11 protein-coding genes and 1 pseudogene are annotated in these 20,171 nt (G+C 53.6%); 5 read left to right on the top strand and 7 right to left on the bottom strand.

The features are described 5' to 3' along the window. The first annotated feature begins 6 nt into the window (after positions 1-6). Positions 7-1,836, top strand: a complete 1,830-nt coding sequence (locus tag BLP78_RS00060) for an ABC transporter transmembrane domain-containing protein (protein ID WP_090455147.1) — start codon at positions 7-9, stop codon at positions 1,834-1,836. Positions 1,837-2,122: 286 nt separating this feature from the next. Here BLP78_RS00060 and BLP78_RS00055 read toward each other — a convergent pair whose 3' ends face one another. Next, positions 2,123-4,081 carry a polysaccharide biosynthesis protein gene (locus tag BLP78_RS00055; RefSeq protein WP_090455145.1) on the bottom strand — a complete coding sequence of 653 codons (1,959 nt, stop codon included), beginning with the start codon at positions 4,079-4,081 and terminating at the stop codon, positions 2,123-2,125. A gap of 1 nt (position 4,082) precedes the next feature. Continuing rightward, positions 4,083-5,063 (bottom strand): MraY family glycosyltransferase, encoded by a 981-nt coding sequence (locus BLP78_RS00050; protein WP_256329911.1) that lies wholly within the window; start codon positions 5,061-5,063, stop codon positions 4,083-4,085. Positions 5,064-5,396: 333 nt separating this feature from the next. On the opposite strand from BLP78_RS00050, the gene BLP78_RS00045 reads away from it, so the two are divergent. Next, the gene (locus tag BLP78_RS00045) at positions 5,397-6,650 is read left to right on the top strand and encodes a dicarboxylate/amino acid:cation symporter (RefSeq protein WP_090455141.1); all 1,254 of its coding nucleotides are present in this window, start codon (positions 5,397-5,399) and stop codon (positions 6,648-6,650) included. A 268-nt stretch (positions 6,651-6,918) separates the two neighbouring features. Here the strand turns inward: BLP78_RS00045 and BLP78_RS15435 are convergent, their stop codons facing one another. Beyond that, positions 6,919-7,065 carry a hypothetical protein gene (locus BLP78_RS15435; protein WP_176752734.1) on the bottom strand — a complete coding sequence of 49 codons (147 nt, stop codon included), beginning with the start codon at positions 7,063-7,065 and terminating at the stop codon, positions 6,919-6,921. Between the two features lie 77 nt (positions 7,066-7,142). On the opposite strand from BLP78_RS15435, the gene BLP78_RS00040 reads away from it, so the two are divergent. Further along, positions 7,143-8,255, top strand: coding sequence for a sialidase family protein (locus tag BLP78_RS00040; protein WP_256329910.1), 1,113 nt, complete (start codon positions 7,143-7,145; stop codon positions 8,253-8,255). A 164-nt stretch (positions 8,256-8,419) separates the two neighbouring features. Then, the gene (locus BLP78_RS00035; RefSeq protein WP_256329909.1) at positions 8,420-10,981 is read left to right on the top strand and encodes a TonB-dependent receptor; all 2,562 of its coding nucleotides are present in this window, start codon (positions 8,420-8,422) and stop codon (positions 10,979-10,981) included. Between the two features lie 20 nt (positions 10,982-11,001). On the opposite strand, the gene serB is transcribed toward BLP78_RS00035, so the two are convergent. Continuing rightward, positions 11,002-11,847: a phosphoserine phosphatase SerB gene (serB, locus tag BLP78_RS00030; RefSeq protein WP_090455515.1), complete on the bottom strand. Its 846-nt coding sequence runs from the start codon at positions 11,845-11,847 to the stop codon at positions 11,002-11,004. 823 nt (positions 11,848-12,670) lie between these two features. Between serB and BLP78_RS00020 the strand changes: the two genes are divergently transcribed. Next, positions 12,671-13,516: an SH3 domain-containing protein gene (locus BLP78_RS00020; protein WP_256329908.1), complete on the top strand. Its 846-nt coding sequence runs from the start codon at positions 12,671-12,673 to the stop codon at positions 13,514-13,516. A 22-nt stretch (positions 13,517-13,538) separates the two neighbouring features. Here the strand turns inward: BLP78_RS00020 and BLP78_RS00015 are convergent, their stop codons facing one another. The 3 genes and pseudogenes from BLP78_RS00015 to BLP78_RS16155 form a co-directional block, all read right to left on the bottom strand. Further along, positions 13,539-15,131, bottom strand: a complete 1,593-nt coding sequence (locus tag BLP78_RS00015; protein ID WP_090455510.1) for a sensor domain-containing diguanylate cyclase — start codon at positions 15,129-15,131, stop codon at positions 13,539-13,541. A gap of 237 nt (positions 15,132-15,368) precedes the next feature. Next, positions 15,369-18,830 carry a transcription-repair coupling factor gene (gene mfd, locus BLP78_RS00010; protein WP_090455125.1) on the bottom strand — a complete coding sequence of 1,154 codons (3,462 nt, stop codon included), beginning with the start codon at positions 18,828-18,830 and terminating at the stop codon, positions 15,369-15,371. 362 nt (positions 18,831-19,192) lie between these two features. After that, a pseudogene (locus tag BLP78_RS16155) lies at positions 19,193-19,722 on the bottom strand (SDR family oxidoreductase); the annotation flags it as partial. Between the last annotated feature and the right edge of the window lie 449 nt (positions 19,723-20,171).

Below are 20,171 nucleotides of genomic sequence, written 5' to 3'. Positions count from 1 at the left end.
TTGCGCATGCAAAACACGCAAATCCCCACCCGCCGTCAACTATGCCTGCGTCTGATAAGGTATATCGCGCCCTATTGGGACGCAGTCATACTGGGATTGATCAGCATGGTTGCGATGGCGGCAACTGAACCTATGCTGGTCGCGTTGGTGCAGCCGATGATGGACGGCGCTATTGCCGGCAAGAACCTGGAATTGATGCAACTCGTTCTGCTGGGAATCATCAGCCTGTTTGCGGTTCGGGGAGTGGCGGGCCATATCGGCGCCTATGCGGTCAACTGGCTGGGAAGCAAATTGGTGCTGGACTTGCAGGTGGAGATGTTCGCTAAATTATTGACCTTGCCTGCTGCCTATTGCGCCAGTCACGAGAGCGGTAGCCTCGTTTCCGGGATCACATCCGATACCGAGCAGGTCGCCCGTGCTTTTACCGATGTCATGACGGTGATGGTCAAGGACTTGCTTGTGATCCTCGGACTGCTGGGATGGATGCTTTATCTCGACTGGCCGCTTGCCTTGCTGACGTTATTGATGGCCTTCGCGATGCCGCTGATCATGCGGCTTGTCACGGTGCGACTGCAAAAAATGGCAATGGAAGCCCAACAAACAATGGGGAGCCTCAACCAGGTGCTGGAGGATGCCATCGAGAACTACCAGGTGGTAAAGCTTCACGGCGGTGAGCAGTATGAAAACCAGCGCATGAGGGAACAGGCGGAGGAAGCGCATCGCTTTGCTAAAAGACGGATGGCCATGGCCTCTCTCCGTATACCGTTGATACAGATAGCTGCTGCAGGTGCGCTGGCGATTATCGCTTATGTTACTGCTCAGCAAGCGTTTGCCGATGAGATGACGGCAGGCAGCTTCGCTTCTTTCATGGCAGCCATGCTGATGCTGATTTCTCCGATAAAACGTATTGCCGCTCTGAAGGAGGTCCTGCGGCGGGGACTAGGAGCAGCCGAGAGCGTATTTTCGCTGCTTGACCAAGAGCCTGAACCGGACACGGGAACAATTATCGTCGAGCGTGCGCGCGGCGAATTGCGATTCGAACAGGTCCGCTTCTACCACGATCAGAAAAAGAGCATTGAAGCCGCTTCCAAAGCGAGCCCCGAGCCAGGTGGCCAGCAGGGTATCCAGGGTACCGGAGCATGTTCGACGCCGCCGGGCATCACGTTGACCATACAACCGGGCGAAATGGTGGCGTTAGTAGGTTTTTCAGGAAGCACCGCCGTGCTCGCGAATCTGGTGCCGCGTTTCATTAATCCCGCATCGGGAAAAATCCTGCTTGATGGCCATGATCTAAGGAGCCTCAAATTGGCCAGCCTGCGCGCCAATATTGCGCTGGTATCATCGAAGACAACACTCTTCAATGACACGATAGCAGCCAATATCGCTTATGGCGCACTGGGCCGCGCAACAGAAGCAACGATCACGGCTGCAGCACAAGCCGCGCACGCAACGGAGTTCATACGGAAAATGCCGCAGGGATTGCAAACCCCCGTAGGGGAATTCGGCGTAAACCTCACGGGGGGGCAGCGGCTACGTATCGCCATCGCGCGAGCACTGATAAAAAATTCGCCCATCCTGATCCTGGATGAGGCAACCGAAAAGATAGACATCGAATCCGGACATCATATTCAGGCAGCGTTGGACGCCGTCGTGCAGGAGCGTACCACGCTTGTTATCGCCGATCGTTTAGCCACCATGGAGAAAGCGGATCGCGTCGTCCTGCTGGGTAAAGGCGGAGCCGTTGAGATCGGCAGCCACCGGGAATTACTCGCGAGAGGTGGGGCTTACGCCAAGCTCGTCCAGGCTTTGTGTGTTCAACCTAAATCCGGTAGTTGACCGCTCATTTAATAGATCAGTGTTATGATTAATAACAATATTTCATATTATTTTACGCTCACCTTCCGGGTGAGACCGCTACGGGGTGAATTGCACAGTTTTTGGGGCACATGGCTGCGTTGCAACTCCTTGGAATGGAACGACCATTCCGCGTCGTTGCGCCTTGCCCTGCACCCCAAAAACCGTACACTTCACCCCGTCCAACTACCGGATTTAGGTTCAAAGGACGTGGCTGCCAGGCAGCTCTGAGTCGTCGCCTGAATAAATGGCGCGGGAAGCAAGGAAATCATTGCACGGGTTCCTGGCTTGAGTATTCCGGAACCCATCTTCTCAAATCCTGTTTGACTTCCTCATCGCTCAATGCTGGATGCTCGTTTATCCATGCCAACAGTTCCATTAGCCACTGTTTTTCAACCTGGCGGGCCTGGGCAATGCGCAATTTGGGATGGGGCGTCGGCAAAGTGTTCTCATCGTCCGCCAACAACTCTTCGTAGAGTTTCTCCCCGGGGCGTAATCCGTTATATACAATTTGAATATCACTCTCGCTCAGTCCGGAAAGACGGATCAAGTCTTTTGCGAGGTCGGCTATCTTCACGGGATCGCCCATATCCAGCACGAAAATTTCACCGCCACCTTTCCCGCTCCCCATTAATCCCGCTTGCAGAACCAGTTGCGTGGCTTCAGGTATGGACATGAAGTAGCGGGTAATTTCCGAGTGGGTGACAGTGATCGGGCCGCCTTTTGCGATCTGTTCGCGGAATTTTGGAATGACGCTGCCCGCGCTGCCCAGCACGTTCCCGAAACGTACCATGACAAAACCTGGCTCATGCTTCCCGTCAATTAAATCATTTTTTCCAGAGGTATTTTCAGGAATGGAGATGGGCTGTTGCAATGCCTGGCATACCATCTCCGCCAGACGTTTGCTGGCGCCCATGACATTCGTAGGATTCACCGCTTTATCAGTCGAGATCAATACGAATTTTTCCACGCCATGCTTGATCGCGGCCTGTGCCAGCACATAGGTTCCAAAAACATTGTTCAAAACAGCTTGCCAGGCATTTTCATGCTCCATCAGCGGCACATGCTTATAGGCTGCGGCATGGAATACAACCTTCGGCTGGTACTGCGAGAACACTTGAGCCAGCCGCGCGGCATCCTTGATATCGCCGATGGCGAATACCATGGGTATGTTCGGAAAATCGGCCTGGAATTCCTGCTCGACGCTGTAAAGCGCGAATTCGTTCAATTCGAACAGCACCAGGCAGCCTGGTCTGAATTTCGCAATCTGGCGGCATAATTCCGATCCGATCGAGCCACCGGCACCCGTAACCAGAACGGTTTTTCCTGTCAGCAAGCCGTGCAAGCCGTCGTTATCCAATACCACCGAGTCCCGGCCCAGCAAATCTTCCGGCTCGACAGTACGGATCTGCGACACGGTGATTTTACCGCTGATCAAATCGTCGTACGAAGGGACGATCAACGCCTTTACCCCAGCGGTCGAACACATCTGCATCGCCCGACGGCGATTGCGGAGATGGCGGTCCGGCTGGCGCCTGTCGGGTTGGGAGCGATATAATTTGCGGCGGTCGGATGACGATGACGTCATGGCGATAATGGCGTGACCCACGCGAAACTTTTTGGCGATGGCCGGGAGCTCGTTGATTCGACCCATGACCTTGAAGCCGTGTAACATCAAGCCACGTTTCGCGGGATCATCATCCAGGAATCCCACTACTTCCCATTGCATGCTCCGGGCAAGCTCTTTCACCAGACCGACTGCGGCATCCCCCGCCCCAAGCACCAGGACGAGATTTTTTTCAAGTTTCTTTCGTCCATAAAGTCGATGTTCCTTCCATAACCGGTAGGCAATGCGGCTTCCTCCCATGATGAACAGAAGCAGAATGGGGGCCAGCAGCAACACGGTGCGTGGTACGCCGCTGTGTACTTGCAACAGGTATAACGCCAGGGGCACTGCGGCTGCCGATGCCAATACAGCGAAGAGGATGCGCTGTAAATCGGGCAGACTTGCATAATGCCAGAGCCCGCGATACAGGCCGAACCATAGAAATGCCGCGGCGTGTATCAACACCGTAAATGGCAGGATTTCCTTCAATGCCGCCAAGTAAAAAGGAGGTATTTCGAAATTGAAACGGAACAAATAAGCGAACCACCACGCAGCGACTACTGCGGCAAGATCATGAACGAAAGCAATTCCCGCTCGTATATTAAGTTTAGGTACAAGCATGCTATGAACCGCCAGGATGATGTTTCCAGTAGTGGTCGTATACTCGTATCATGATCAGATAAATTCCACCCCATGCGACGCCGACTCCGAGCTGAATGGGAGTCGGCTGTCCCATCGCCCATATTGCGCTGGCACCCGCGGCTAACATGAGAGCATAACCGAGCAGGGCTGTATTGCGATGACCCAAGCCGCTTTGCACCATGTGTTGATAATAATGCTCACGATGCGCTTGCCAGACTTTTTCACCGCGCAGGCCGCGTTTCGCGAGAGTAACAGAAGCGTCGACAATAAATGGTGAAAATATGAGCAACGGCAACCATAGCGGCCAGTCACCGTTTATCCAGCCCATAATACCCAATATTGCAGCCAGGAATCCTAGCGGAATTGATCCTGCATCTCCCATGAAAATACGTGCGGGATGAAAATTGAACAACAAGAAAGCTGCCGCTGCTGCTGCGATGCAGAAATTGATCATGGCAAACGGTTCATTCCCGGCTAGCCATGCAGTCACGCCGTAGCAACCGAAACCTATCAGCGTCATTCCGCCCGCCAGGCCATCCGATCCGTCCATGAAGTTATAAAGATTGAGCATCCAGGTAATTGCGACCGCGGCCACCGCCGTGACCATCCAGCCATGGGTATCGGATAGCATTGCTGTGGAGAACCAAACCGCAACCACTCCATGCATCAGAAACCTTGCCCAGGCCGGCAGGCCCGAAACATCGTCGGCAAATGAGATTGCTATCAGTAATATAACGCTTGCCCATATAAACAACGGCAGCACGCCGGGGAGAAGCGCCCATGAGACGAGGACCCCCGACATCAAACCCAGTCCTCCGGTTCGCGGAATGGCCTTGCTGTGAAGAGAGCGGGGATTAGGATGGTCCAGCACCTTGAGAATGCCGCCCTTGATCAAATAGGAAATCAGCGCGAACGCCACCATGAATGCGGCGAACGGTGCTGCAAAAGCTGAAAAAGACATGCCGGGGTCCATGATAACGGATTATAGCTGCTGAGAATGCCGCGGCAGATTCCCCGATGGGCGCGATGCCTGAAGCATAGGGAAGCTATCGATGAGACAAACTGATAAAGCAATGGCGAAAGCCAATTTTCGAAAAAGAGTCTGGATTTGTTTCTATCCACCGAGTTTTGCTGAACCATACTCTCCCAGCTTCTTCCGATCAAGAAATCTGGTATTGTTGCTCGCAAATTTGCGGTGTTTTAGGATGGTGCTTTCACACATCGTTCAAATGATCACCGCGAACGAGAATTTTTCCCAGCGTATCAAAAATCAACCTCATAAAGCAGCGTACAGATGAGAAAGACATCGCTCAATGCGCAAATCCTGGCTGGTGTGCTGGCTGGTCTCCTGCTGGGCTTGGGTTTATCCCTGCTTGGAAAGGAATCTACAGTCGCGCAGGCCGGGTTATATATCGCCGAACTCGTCGGAACACTGTTTATCGACCTGTTGAAAATGGTGATGATTCCGCTGGTGTTTACTTCCATTGCCGTGGGGGTTGCCAATTTACGCGCACACCGGCAGATGCACAAGGTATGGAAAGCAACGCTGGGCTTTTTCATATTCTCCATGATGCTGGCAATCCTGCTGGGGTTGACTGCCGCCAACCTTGTCCGTCCCGGCGCAGGGCTGCAGCTCGCGATGTTTCAGGATGCCATGCAGGGGTTTCGAGCCGAGCAAATGGCATTATCCGATTTTTTCGCTCATTTCCTCCACTCATTGTTCCAGAATCCAATGACTGCGCTGGCACAGGGTAATGTGATTGCGGTGGTGGTTTTCGCGCTTTTGCTCGGAATTGCCCTGGTGGTGGGCGGCGAGCGCTATGCCAACATTCTCATTCTGTTACAGGAGTTGCTGGAGTTGATGCTGATGCTGGTGGGCTGGATCATGCGATTGGCGCCCATCGGCATCATGGCATTGCTGTTGAAGCTGGCTGCCACGCAGGATGCGGCTTTGCTTGCGACATTGATCGAATTTATCGCTGTGGTGGTGACGACAACGTTGTTGCACGGCATGGTGGTCCTGCCGCTGATTCTTTATCTGGTTACAGGCATGACCCCGCTCAAATTCTGGCGCGGCGCGCGCGAGGCGCTGATAACGGCCTTCGCTACCAGTTCCAGTTCTGCTACTTTGCCAGTCACTTTGCGCTGCGTCGAGCAGCATCTGCATGTCAAACGCGATATTGCCGGTTTTGTCCTGCCGCTGGGCGCTACGCTCAACATGGACGGTACCGCGTTGTACGAAGCGGTAGCCGCCCTGTTTATCGCTAATCTGGCAGGCATCGAACTCAACCTCATGCAACAAATGATCGTGTTCCTGACGGCCATGCTGGCTGCAATGGGTGCGCCCGGCATACCCAGTGCCGGGATGGTGACGATGGTAGTGGTGTTGCAATCGGTCGGGCTACCCGCCGAAGGCATTGCCATCCTGTTGCCCATCGATCGCCTCCTGGATACATTTCGCACTGCAGTCAATGTCGAAGGCGACATGGTGGGGAGCCTGGTGGTGCAGAAATGGGTGGGGCATGAGCAGCACATCAACGAACATTAGCAGCCTGTCGGACTTAAAGGAAATCGGCTGCAAAAGCGTCTGGCCGGTTCATATTTCGCTGATTTTTCGACCAATAGAATAACTATTGGCCTTCAAAATCCGCAAAATCTGCCCTCACCCAGTCACTTTTTCGCTGCGATTCTTCAAGTCCAACAGGCTGCTGGCAGCAAACCCCGGGAAAATGCCCGGATGAGCGCTCGGATTGGCGACAGAGGCAATAACCGGAAATGCGGAAATACAGATGCATAGGGTATTGCTTTTCAATCGCTTACCACGCTTCCCACCCTCGGGTTCCCGAGATCGCAACGATCAAGTGCGACAATTTGCCACATTCCCATGCTTCGGTAAATAGATTACTCTCGACCTCAATATTGTTAATGAGAGCGAGAGATGTATCGGATTCTTCATATTGCATCCATTTTCCTGATAAGCGTTTCGGGAACTGCGCTCGCAAGTCAGCCGGATTCAGCTAGTGGAGGGCAAAACCATTCAATGTCCCATGCGCCAAAGGCTATGCTGGCGGTGGGCGCAACGCTGGATGAGAATGGACGATTATGGATAGCAAGGGTTGAGAAGCAGCAACTGCTGGTTTCCTGGTCTGACGACGATGGAAAGAACTTCTCCACGCCGGTTATCGTCACGCCCGAGCCGGAAACCATATCGGCTGATGGCGAGAGCCGGCCCAAGATTGCGGTTGCCCGCGACGGCACCGTACTTTTGACCTGGGTGCAGTCCCTGCCCCAGAAATATGCCGGCAACGTCCGGTTTGCGCGCTCGACGGATTCAGGCAAGAGCTTTTCCGCACCCATTACGCTGAATGATGATGGCCGCATCACCAGCCATCGGTTTGATTCGATGGCGATCGATGGCAATGGGCGGGTGGTGATTGCATGGCTGGATGCCCGTGATCGGGATGCGGCGAAGGAAAAAGGCGAGAATTTCACGGGCACATCGATATATACAGCCAAATCAGACAATAACGGCAAAAGTTTCGGCCCGAACTACCGGTTTCACGAACATACATGCGAGTGTTGCCGAATTACGCTCGCTTGGACCAAGGATGGACCGGTCGCTCTCTGGCGGAATATTTTCGGTGCCAACACGCGCGATTTCGCCATTGCTAACCTGGATAAGGGTGGAGTGAGGCGTGCGACGCGTGATGAATGGCAAATTGATGCCTGTCCACATAATGGCGGGAGCCTAGCGGCTGACAGGTGGGGCAAGCTGCACCTGGCCTGGTTTACCAATGGCACGGCTCGCCAGGGATTGTTCTACAAGAATATTGACGGCGATTGGGAGTCCCGGCCCATGCCCATCGGCAATCCGGCGGCCCAGGCAAACCATGCCTCGGTCGTCGTGGAGGATAAGATCGTTATCTTATCCTGGCGCGAATTTGATGGGCAATCCTATTCCGTGCAGATGATGTACTCGGTTAATGGCGGTGTGTCCTGGAGCGAACCTGCGCCCTTGATGTCTTCGGCTGGCGCAACGGATTACCCAGTACCGTTGATTAACGGCGAGAAAGTGCTGGTGGTATGGAATACCGCAAAAGAGGGGCTGCGAATTGTGCCGATTGAACGGATCACTGCCGGACGCGCCGGTTGATCTTTCATGGATTGGAATAAATTGCAGCGTTGACGCAACATTTGAAGCATATGTTGATAAAGATCCCGGTTGATCGTTATCAGTAAGAGCGATCACGTAATATAAGAATAAATATGAGATCTTTCTCGTTTTTCCTGGTGGGTCTGCTTTGGATATCACCGGCTTTGGCAGCCGAAGATTCGGACCAATTAAAAAAATCTCCGCCGAAACACGATAATACGGGTCCCCGCACAGAGGGAGTTGCCACCCGGATATCCCCTTCCGCTGGTGCCGTCAACGGGTTAATCGCGCAGTCAGGCAACCCGGTTTCATCGGCAGAAGATACGGATAAGGTGCCGTCTGGCGCAAGTTCACTCCCCGGTTCTGACACGAAGGCGGGTGAGGTCTCCGGCAAGAACAAGCGCAAGGATGGAAGTAAGGATAATCCGGCGCAAGACAGCGTATCGGAAACGGTATTCAAGGAAATGGTCATTACCGGCGAGACCGAGCGTGACACCCATTACACTTCGCCTTCGACGCGCGTGACCCGGTCACAGATCGAGTTGCAGAACGCGCAAACCACGGAGGAGGTACTGAAATATCAACCGAGCCTGCAAATCCGGCAGCGGTATGTCGGCGATCCCAACGGTGTTCTGGGTATTCGCGGTGCGGACATGTTCTCGACCGCACGCAATATGGTCTATGCCGATGGCTTGCCACTGCACAACTTTCTGCAGGCTTCCTTTAACGGCGCGCCGCGCTGGTCGCTGATCGGCCCAAATGAAATCGATTCCGTCGATATCGTGTATGGGCCCTTCTCGGCGGAATATAGCGGCAACTCCATCGGCGGTGTGGTAAACATAAAAACGCGCATGCCGCGCAAGCAGGAATTTTATGTCGAGAGCAGCCTGTTCATTCAGCCTTATAAACTTTACGGGCCGGATCAAGGGACTTTCATAGGCGATCGGCAATACGTATCGTATGGCAACCGGATCCAGGACCGGTTTACGGTATTCCTGGCCTACAACCGACTTGAAGCGCAGAGCCATCCTCAATCCTACTTCATTGACAATACGGGTTTGAAAGACCCCGCTTTAACGGATCCGACTGAAACCGCGGTTACTGGCGGCATACGTACGCCGGATACACGGGGTACCCCCAGCATTATCTATGGCGACACCGGACCAGAGAAAGTTAATACTCACCTGTTCAAGGGCAAGTTTGGGTATGACATAACCTGGGATCTTCAGGCAATTTTTACTGTCGCCTACGAAGATCGTACGCGGAACGGTAACAACCCCAAGAATTATTTAAGTGATCCACTCGGGCAGGCATTTTGGGGGGGTGGCGGGAATAACGCTTCACCGGCAGATGCCAATTTGCAAAATGCCGCTCTCGATGGGTCATCCTTTGATGTTTTACGGAGGGGTTTTGGTGCCAATAAGGACGATCGTCAGACTTTAAACCTTGGCTTGCAGCTACGGGGCGCCCTTACTCCCAACTGGAATATCGATACAACTATCAGTCATTTCGATGTTCTCAAAGATACTCGCGCTACTGCCTTTCGTAATAAAAATGATCCGGGTAATACTGGGGAAGGTCAAATCCAAGACTTCAAAAAATTCAGTTGGCTGAACTATGACCTCAAGCTAAGTACGTCAGCGCTATTCGGCAACCAGAAGCTATCATTTCTGAGTGGATATCATTTTGATCAATACAATTTAAGCTTTCGGCAGTATGATCTGACGGACTATGCCACGCTCACTCGCGGCGCCTTGCAGGCTAACCGGAACAACGATGGTCAAACATCGACACACGCGGTCTTTGCCCAATCCGCATATCGTTTCATGCCCGACTGGGATGTAACGGCAGGAGCGCGCCAAGAATGGTGGTCGGCTTCCAACGGTGTTGTCGGAAGTACTTCAGTACCGGATCGCGCCGAATCCGCATTGTCACCTAAAGTTTCACTGGGCTATGAGCCTGGGCCGTTGAAATTCCGTTACTCCTTTGGTCGAGCCCACCGATTTCCCGTCATTGCCGAGCTTTATCAATCAATTGGTACTCCAACCCAGATTGTAGCGGCAAACGCGGCGCTCAAACCTGAAAACGGGGTACACCATAACTTCATGGTTGAATACACGCTGCCCAAGGGTTACGTCCGCGTGAACGTGTTTCGCGATGATATCAAGGACGCCATTCAACAAGTCCTGGCAGCATCAGGCATTCAAACGCGGAGTTCGTTCCAGAATATCGATCAGACGAGCACTACCGGGGTTGAGTTTATTTTTGACCAGCGGCGGATATTGGGTTCGAAATTCGATTTCATGTTTAATGGCACCTGGATGAACGCAAAAGTGGACAAAGGCCCCACCATTATTTTCACGGATTCGACCGGAAGGCCAAGTGATTTCGATCTTACGGGTAAACAACGTATCCGTTTACCGCACTGGCGCGCGAATTTCTTCACCACCTATCATGCCACCGACGCATGGGATATCGCATTTTCAGGCCGTTACACCAGTGATTCGTTTAACGATCTCGATAACCGGGATCATGTGAACAACGTTTTCGGGTCTCAGAGCGATTTTTTCTTCATGGACTTCAAGACCAGCTACCGGCACAAGTTCCAGAGCGGCCTTAAAAGTCGATTCTCGTTCGGTATTACCAACCTGAACAATGACAAGGCCTTTGTTTTTCACCCCTATCCCCAACGCACCTTCCTGGTGGAAGCTGCGTTCAGCTATTAACGTAACGAGTTATTGCATGATCAGGATGATGCGGACCATGCGAACAAGTTGGCTACCCCATCCAGACCCACGTGATTGATAGCATAAGTCGCCTTTTCCTGTACGATGGGCTTCGCATGATAAGCGATGCTCACCCCAGCCTCTTCCATCATTTTGAGATCGTTGGCGCCATCGCCGATGGCGATTACCTGCTCGCGCCTCAAGCCCAGCTTTTCGCGCACAATTTTTAGCACTTCGGCTTTTCCCGAGGCACCGATGATTTCCCCCAGTACCTTGCCGGTGAGCTTTCCATCCGTAATTTCGAGTTTGTTGGCTGCGGCATAATCGAGATTCAGTTTTGTTTTTATTCTATCCGTAAAAAATGTGAATCCGCCAGAGATGACCATACTCCTGAGGCCGGCGGATTTCATTCGTTGCAGCATTTTTTCCGCACCGGGACTTAATCGCACGCGCTCATCGTAAACCTGTTGCAATGCATCCTGGTCCAACCCTTGCAGCAAGGCAGTGCGCTGCCTCAAGCTTTCCGCGAAGACGATTTCGCCGCGCATGGTTCTCTGTGTAATTTCCGATACCTGAGGTTTCACCCCGTGCATATCGGCTATCTCATCAATGGATTCGATCGCAAGCAGGGTTGAATCCATATCCATCGCAACCAGGCCAAAATCGGAGAGCTGCACTGTTTGTTCGATAAATGCAAAATCCAGTTCGGCGTCGGCGCAGTATTCAGCCACATGCTCGCGGCGGCTTGCGTTTTCCAGCCGAAACGCCTGGCCTGTGATCTGTTCGATATGGTCAGCGCCGGCGAGTTTCGCCAACTCTCTCAAATCGCTGTTTGCTACCTCAAGCCCTTGTATTATCAGATTCATATACCGTTCCATTTATTGTTAAAGATATTTCCAGTCCCCTTCGAGCGCGCTCGAAGATAGCCTGGGCAGAGTCCAGGCGTGCTATTGCTTCAAGAGAGAATAGATGGAGTGGCCGCTCCTGTACGCCTTCCTGTATACCTGTAGGGCGGTCCGAGGCAGGCCCCCACATTTTTATGCCGCGGAGAAGGCCAATGTAGCGGGACTGATATTTTGCTGGCAACCCGACATTCTGCCAGTAATCGCTGCCAACTTCCACATCGAATTGCTGGAGCGCTATTTACGCAGTGGTTCCGGTACCCGGATACACACCTGCCTGAAGATACAATCACCTATGTCGGCTCGACCTTTCAACCTAAATCCGGTAGTGGACGGGGTGAAGTGTACGGTTTTTGAGGTGCAGGGCAAGGCGCAACGACGCGGAATGGTCATTCCATTCCAAGGAGTTGCAACGCAGCCATGTGCCACAAAAATTGTGCAATTCACCCCGTAGCGCCCTCACCCGGAAGGTGAGCATCAACTAATATGAAATATTGTTTATTAATCATGACACTGATCTATTAAATAAGCGGTCAACTACCGGATTTAGGTTCAAGGTCTCGAAAAGCGTTTTCAGGTCCTGATGATCGAGCGAATGAGGATGTGCTTGCCGGCGCCTTGCTCTATATCTGCTGCCCCGTTCGATGAGCGGGACGATGAGCGGCACGCTAATAAATTTTATCTGACCAGCCTCAGACCACACATTGAAAGTGGCGATGCTTACCACATAAACCGGAACTGAGCGATAATATCTGCTTCAATATCAGGATGCGGAGATAACCGAGTCATGGCACCATTGAAGCGGTCAGTTAAGCGCTACAGTCTTTCAAAGCTTCAGCCAGTACAAATGCCGGGCCGGATAGTTTTCGGCCTTATCGGCGTGATCATGGCGGGATGCAGCATTCTTCCAAAAGCATCTCCATCCCAAGCTGAGATTGGCGACTCCCTCTGGTCATCCTGCGTTGGGAAGCAGCAGGAAATCGAGCGCCTGCAAAAGCTGCTTGTGGAAAAAGAGGCGCAGCAGCAGGAAATCGAGCGCTTGCAGAAGCTGGTGGCGGAAAAGGAGGCGCAGATCCGCAGCCAGGAGGCCCGGCAGCAGGATCAGGCAAAGACATTACAGGAAACCAGCAGCCAGGCTGCTCATGCGCAGGTGAAACTCAGGCGTTTGGCTACACGTCCTGCCGCTGCCTCTACCATTGCGGAAGTTGAAATGGTCATGGAAAACCTGAAGTCATCCCCAGCCACAGGCTCCGATCAGTTATTGCAAGCTCAGGCAGCGCGCCTGCTGAACGCGGCCGCTACATCGTACGCAGAGGACAACTATGCCGCCGCAATGGATTATGCTGCGCAGGCTCGCGAGTTTATCAACATGATGACAAACAGCCACGGCCGCAAGAGCGCGGAGTCGCGTCAAGTAACGGTCTCGTTGCAGGTTCCTATCCCGCTTCGCGCCATTGCCAATAGCAATCTGCGCCAGAAGCCGGGCTTGAATGCTGCGGTGCTCGGCGTATTAAAGAAGGAATCCCTGATGATAGCGGATGCCTATCAGGGCCAATGGCTGTTGATCTCAGCCGATGGACGGTCGGGATGGGTACTCAATACGCTGGTGGAAGCGCACCTGGGCAAACAGTAAATACCGGCGGACAAACGACGGACTAATAAGCACTATAGGCCTGGTTGCGACCAGCCCGCTTTGCTTGATAGAGCGCTTTATCAGCGCGAGTGAACACTGCGGTTGGCGTCATATCGTCGAGTTGACACTGCACGATACCGATACTCACCGTTACTGCAATCGTCGAGCCGTTGGCGCCATATTGTGCATTTTCTACATGTGAACGGATGCGTTCCGCGGTTTTCGCTGCCAGGTCCGCAGAAGTATCAACCAGAATAATAATAAGTTCATCACCGCCGTAGCGTGCCGCATAGTCGATGCTACGGACAGACTGAAGCAGTATCCGGGCTACGCTTTGCAGAATTTCATCGCCGGTGACGTGGCCATAGGTATCGTTTAATGTCTTGAAGTGATCGATATCCAGCATTAATAATGCAAACTGCCGCTGCGTGCGTTTAAAGCGCGCAAGCTCATCGGCCAGAATCGCATCGAGTTTACTGCGATTGTACAGGCCAGTAAGACTATCGGTGATGGAGAGTGTCTCCAGCACCTGATTCTGCTGTTGCATGGCTTCATTGGCGGCCATGATCTCGGCGTGACTCTGGCGCAACCGATCCGCCATCTGATCGAATACCACTGTAAGACGACCGAGCTCGTCATTTCGTTTTGCCGAAAGCCGTACCTCCAGATCGCCCCCGGCAATGCGGTCCGCGGCACGGATCAGCCGTTGCAACGGCGCAACAATCGAGCGTCCCATCTGGAAGGCCACGGCTGCCACTACCAGAACCAGTGCGCCTACCAGCCCCAGAAACATATTCCGAAGTTCTATCCACTGACCATAAACCGCGGCGCGATCGAGCTCTGCCACAATGACGACTCCCGGTTCCGCGGATACCTCGGCCAATCCAATTACGTTGCGATGCGTCAGGCCATGAAAAGCCATGGAGTTGCCCGGTTGAGCGAGCAGATACCGCAGCACCGACGGATCCAGTTGCGGCAATTTATCTGTGCCGGCCTGACTGCTGACAAGCGCTCTGCCGTCTGAATCAAGCAGAATCACTTCGCCTGGCGGCGATTTTATCTCACTTTTCAGACGGGGCTGCAAGCTATGAAGATCCAGCACGGCCACCAATGCACCCATCAATAAATTGTCATAGGACAATACCGGAACTGCAACGCTAAGTGTGGCGGTAGCATATTCCTTGTCCCAGTGTGGCGGTGCAATCACAAGGCCTTCCGTGAGGGAACTCTGGGGCCAATCATCGGGGAGGGTCACTGTGACGGGCGTTTCCGCGCTGCTCGCCACAACTTTACCGGTAGCATCCACGACAGTCAGTTCCAGTATCGTGTCGAGTTTTACCTGCACCGACCGCAGATAATGCGCCAGGGCTTGCGGATTTCCACCCGGCAAGCTTGTTTCGGGATGGTTGACCGCTGATAGACCGTCTATGACGGCACTGGACGTGGACGTTACGTGCACCTCGTGGACACGTTTATCAATCCAGAGTTCTATTTCGCGGCTGGCGTAACTTGTCATGGCGCGGAGTTCACGGGTTACATTATCGCTTATCTGCGCCTCGTTCTGCCGAAAGGACAACAACCCCAGCCCTAACGACGGGATGAGTGTGGCCATCATGGCAAACACAACAATTTTGCTTTTAATGCTCCTTAGCCACGACATCAGGATGGTTTTCCGGCATAAACGATTATTAACGGACAGGTTATGCCCGAATGAAGGGCGATTATCCTGAAAAGCTGCGATTAAGCATGTATTTTTTCGTACAAACCGGAAGCGTCATAATGTCAATAGTACTTATCTGAAGGAATACCAAAACGCTTGATCGACGCTACGCCATTTTGCGCAACTGGATTTTCAGCGACTCAATTCGGTGATCAAACTTTTTATCCGCGTTACCCGTTCTTTCACTCCCGGGATCTGTACTTTTATTTTCAGGCGATCGGGACCGGAAAGTTCATAATCGCGGCTGCGTTGAAGGAGCGCGACGATTGTTGCGGCATCGACCGGCGGGTTGGGGATGAATTGCACCTGGATGGCGTCAGCGCTCGCTTCAATGCGAGTAATTCCCATGGGTGTAGCTGCAATACGCAAACGGTGGCAATCCAGCAGTGCTCTGACGGGATCCGGCAAGAGACCGAAGCGGTCCGATAATTCTATTTGAATATCATCCAGTTGATCATCATTTGTGCAATTCGCCATGCGCTTGTACAGTACCAGGCGCTCATGTACGTCATTGCAGTATCCATCAGGCAACAAGGCGGGAACATGTAAATTTATTTCGGTGGCAACGCCCAGGGGATGCTGCATATCGGGTTCTTTGCCCTCCTTTAATGATCGAACCGCAGCATCAAGCATGGTGGAGTAGAGAGTGAAGCCGATTTCCTGCATCTCGCCGCTTTGCGATTCGCCCAGTACTTCGCCGGCGCCGCGAATTTCCAGATCGTGCATGGCGAGATAAAAACCCGCACCCAGTTCTTCCATGGCTTGAATGGCTTCCAGACGTTTCCTGGCTTGTGTTCCAAGTGCCTCTTCCTCCGGTACCAATAGATAAGCGTATGCCTGATGGTGGGAGCGGCCTACGCGTCCGCGCAACTGATGTAATTGCGCCAGACCGAATTTGTCCGCGCGATTGATGACAATGGTATTGGCGGTGGGAACATCGATACCGGTTTCGATGATGGTTGTGCAAAGCAGCAGATTGAAGCGCTGCTGATAAAAATCCTTCATCACATGTTCCAGTTCGCGTTCGCGCATTTGCCCATGGGCAATGCTTATGCGCGCCTCCGGCAACAACCGGGCGAGCTTGTCATGCATGGGTTGAATGGTGCTCACTTCGTTGTGCAGAAAATATATCTGCCCGCCGCGTTTTAATTCGCGCAAGCATGCTTCGCGGATGATGCCTTCGGAAAAACGATTGACAAAAGTTTTGATGGCGAGCCGTCTTTGCGGAGCGGTAGCGATCACGGAAAAGTCACGCAGACCTTCCAGCGACATGGCAAGCGTACGGGGAATGGGTGTGGCGGTAAGCGTCAATACGTCCACTTCAGAACGCAGACTTTTCAGTTGTTCCTTGTGACGTACACCGAAGCGATGCTCCTCGTCGATGATGACCAGGCCCAGGTTGCTGAATTTCACCCCTTTCTGGACCAGTTTATGCGTGCCGATGACGATGTCGATTTGCCCGGTAGCCAACCCCGCCAAGGCCTGGGTTTGTTCCTTCGACGAGCGGAAACGCGATAGCTCCGCAATTTTTATGGGCCATTCGTTCGAGATCAGGCTGAAGCGATCGGAAAAATTCTGGAAATGTTGCTCAGCCAGGAGCGTGGTGGGTACCAGTACAGCCACCTGTTTACCATCGGCAACCGCGACAAAGGCTGCTCGCAAGGCCACTTCGGTCTTGCCGAAACCAACATCTCCGCAGATCAGGCGGTCCATGGGCTTGGACGAGGCCAGATCCTCGATTACCGCATCGATCGCGGCGGCCTGATCGGGCGTTTCCTCAAAACCGAAACCTTCAACAAATGCTTCATAATCATGTTGCCTTAGCCTGAACGCGTGGCCGACACGAGCGGTACGCTGAGCATAAAGATTCAGCAGTTCCGCAGCGGTATCGCGCACCTGTTGCATCGCTTTACGCTTGGCCTTGTCCCATTGACCGCTGCCGAGTTTATGCAGCGGCGCAGCTTCGGGCGTCGCCCCGCTGTATCGCCCAATAAGGTGCAGTTGCGAAACCGGTACATATAACTTATCTCCACCGGCGTATTCAAGTGATAGAAATTCTGTTGCGCCTTCTCCCATATCCATGCTTACCAGCCCGAGGTAGCGGCCGATGCCGTGCTGCTCATGCACAACCGGGTCGCCGGATTTGATCTCGGACAAATCGCGCAGCATCGCATCGGCCACTGCGGAAGTCTTGCGCGAATCACGTTCGCGGCGGCCGTGCAAATGCCTTGCATACAGCTCGTTTTCCGTAATGAAGGCCGTTCTTTCGCCACGGAATATAAAACCGTTGTGCAAGGGCCCCACGCCAAGCATGAAAGCTTTGTTACTTGACCGAAATTGCGCGTAGTCATCGCAGATATCGATATCCAGCCCATACTGTTTCAGATGATCTGAAATCAGTTCCCGCCTGCCGAGGCTTTCCGCCAATAGCAATGTTCGCCCACCGGGAGAGGTGAACTCGGAGGCGAATTCCGCGATAAAATTATCAAGTCTCTCAGCTGGGTTGTCAGCGCGGCGATCAATCTGAAGAGGCGGTAGCGAGCGGGTCCAGCTTTGAGTTTCCGCTTTCGAGGTTTGAGCATCGTACGGGATCTCGATGCGTGCGTAGGGCTTCAGTGCGCCGAAGAAAGCCTCCGTCGTGACGAATAATTCTCCCGGTGCCAGCAATGGATGATCATTGTCGCCACGCAGCAGTTGATAGCGTGATTGCGTGTCGCGCCAGAAGTTTTCCACTGCCGGATGGATTTCATGGTGCAGGCATAGCAGCGTTGTTTGCGGCAAGTAATCGAAGATTGTCGCGGTGTGCTCAAAAAAAAGCGGCAAATAATATTCGATGCCCGCAGGCGTGGCACCTTTGCTTATATCTCTGTAGATACGGCTCTTCGATGGATCCCCTTCGAATTGTTCGCGAAAACCACCTCGAAAACGACCGCGTGCTTCCTCGTCGAGAGGGAACTCGCGTGCCGGCAGTAATCTGATCTCGGTGACGGGATAGACACTTCTCTGCGTATCCACATCAAACGTACGGATGGTTTCGATTTCGTTATCCAGCAAGTCGATGCGGTAGGGCAGCGGGCTGCCCATGGGAAACAGATCCACCAGCCCGCCACGCACGCTGTATTCCCCCGGCGAGAGCACTTGCGTTACGCGGCTGTAGCCCGCCAAAGTCATCTGGCCGCGTAGCGTGTTCAGATTAAGCGTTTCTCCCCGCTTGAGAAAAAAAGTATGCGCGGCCAAGTACGCTCGCGGTGGCATCCGGTATAACGCGGTAGTGACAGGAACGATCAGTACGTCGCAGGCGCCGCTCATGAGCTGGTAAAGCGTGGCAAGCCGGTCGGAAACAAGATCCTGATGAGGTGAAAAGGTATCGTAGGGCAGGGTCTCCCAGTCCGGCAGCAGCCGTGTTTTCAACTCGGGGGCAAAGAAGGGGATTTCCTCCAGCAGCCTTTGGGCGGCGAGTGCGCTTGACGTAATGATGGCGACAGGTTTTGCTTCCTGCGCCAGTTTTGCCAAAGCCAGGGCATCGCCTGAACCGTCGAAATGACCATAGCGGGTCATCGAACCGCACTGGGGAATAGTCAACTTGAATGGCATCTGTACTGTTTTCAATGGCCGCAACCGATAAATGTCGCGCTCCACATAAAAAAGAGAGACATTATATGCCAGTTATAATGCCGTATATCCAGCAGACGGATGGCTTGCTGCGAAAGTATGTTTCTTTCATCCTTCCCCGAAAAAATGGAGAGCGATAAAAAAGTGCATATCAGGGATCTGCTCACGAAACGGAAAAAATCGTACGTTAAGCCCCAGCGATCACCCGTAGCGGCCGGAACTTGCCCCGTTCGACGAGCTTGTGTTGCCGCCAGATGTAATCGCCGGTCAGGTTGATGTGCTCCCAGCCAGACGACGGCCGCGGCGATCTCCTCGGACTTTCCATCCGTTCGACCGGCTCCTCCGCAATCACCGATCACCTTCGCGCGTCCTTCGGCCGTGCCCCCAGTGAAGCGACCCATCATCGGGGTGTCAATGTACCCGGGGCAGACGGCGTTAACGCGGATGTTCTGCGCGGCGTAGTCGAGGGCCGCCGATCGGGTTAGGCCGATCACGCCGTGCTTCGCGGCGGTGTACGCGGGGTGCCGATGACCCCAGCACCCGAGGAGGTGTTCACGATCGCCCCGCCGCCCTGCTTGAGGATCAGCGGTATCTCGTGCTTCATGCACAGGAAGACGGCGCGGAGGTCGATGTTGAGGATTCGGTCCCACTCCTCCTCGTCCAACTCCGCGGTCGGAGTCAGCTTCTTCCGTTCGACGCCGACGTTGTTGAAGGCGAAGTCCAGCCGCCCGAAGGCCTCGACGGTCTTGTCCAAGGCCACCTTCACGTCCTCGGCCCGCGTCACGTCGCACCGGACGGTGAGCGCCTGCCCGCCTTGCTCCTCGATTAGGCGGATCGTTTCCTGGTTGCCCTGCCCGGATACGTCGGCGACCACCACGCTGGCCCACTCGCAGGCGAACGCCAGCGCCGCCGCGCGACGATGCCAGCCAGTATGGACGGCGGCTCAACTTCCATTCGGCGGTGTATCAAGAATTCAAGCTTCGGCCGTGAGCTGTCGGAGCTGGGCTTTGGTGAATTCGTTAATGAGAAGCTGATTAATGTTGCACCCTCAGGTTCACCGCCATGGGGGCCTATCAAATAAGGGTTAACAAATGGTTGCACGTGTATGCTGGAAAACGGCGTAGCATTGGTATGAGGTTGCGGCTAGGTTGGCTCATCTGGTAGCCCTCTTAAGTCAGCTCAGTCCTCATGCAGCATCTCGAAACGCTGCGCGAGAAAATCAACTAACGCCCGCACAGATGGCAGAAGACCGCGCCGGGACGGAAACACCGCATGAATGATTTCCCGACACGGCGCCCAGTCTGGCACCAGCCTAACCAATGA

The sequence above is a fragment of the Nitrosospira sp. Nsp1 genome (genome assembly GCF_900100985.1).
Classification (GTDB): Bacteria; Pseudomonadota; Gammaproteobacteria; order Burkholderiales; family Nitrosomonadaceae; genus Nitrosospira.
The sequence above is the reverse complement of the archived record's forward strand: the minus strand, read 5'-3'. Positions and strand labels throughout refer to the sequence as shown.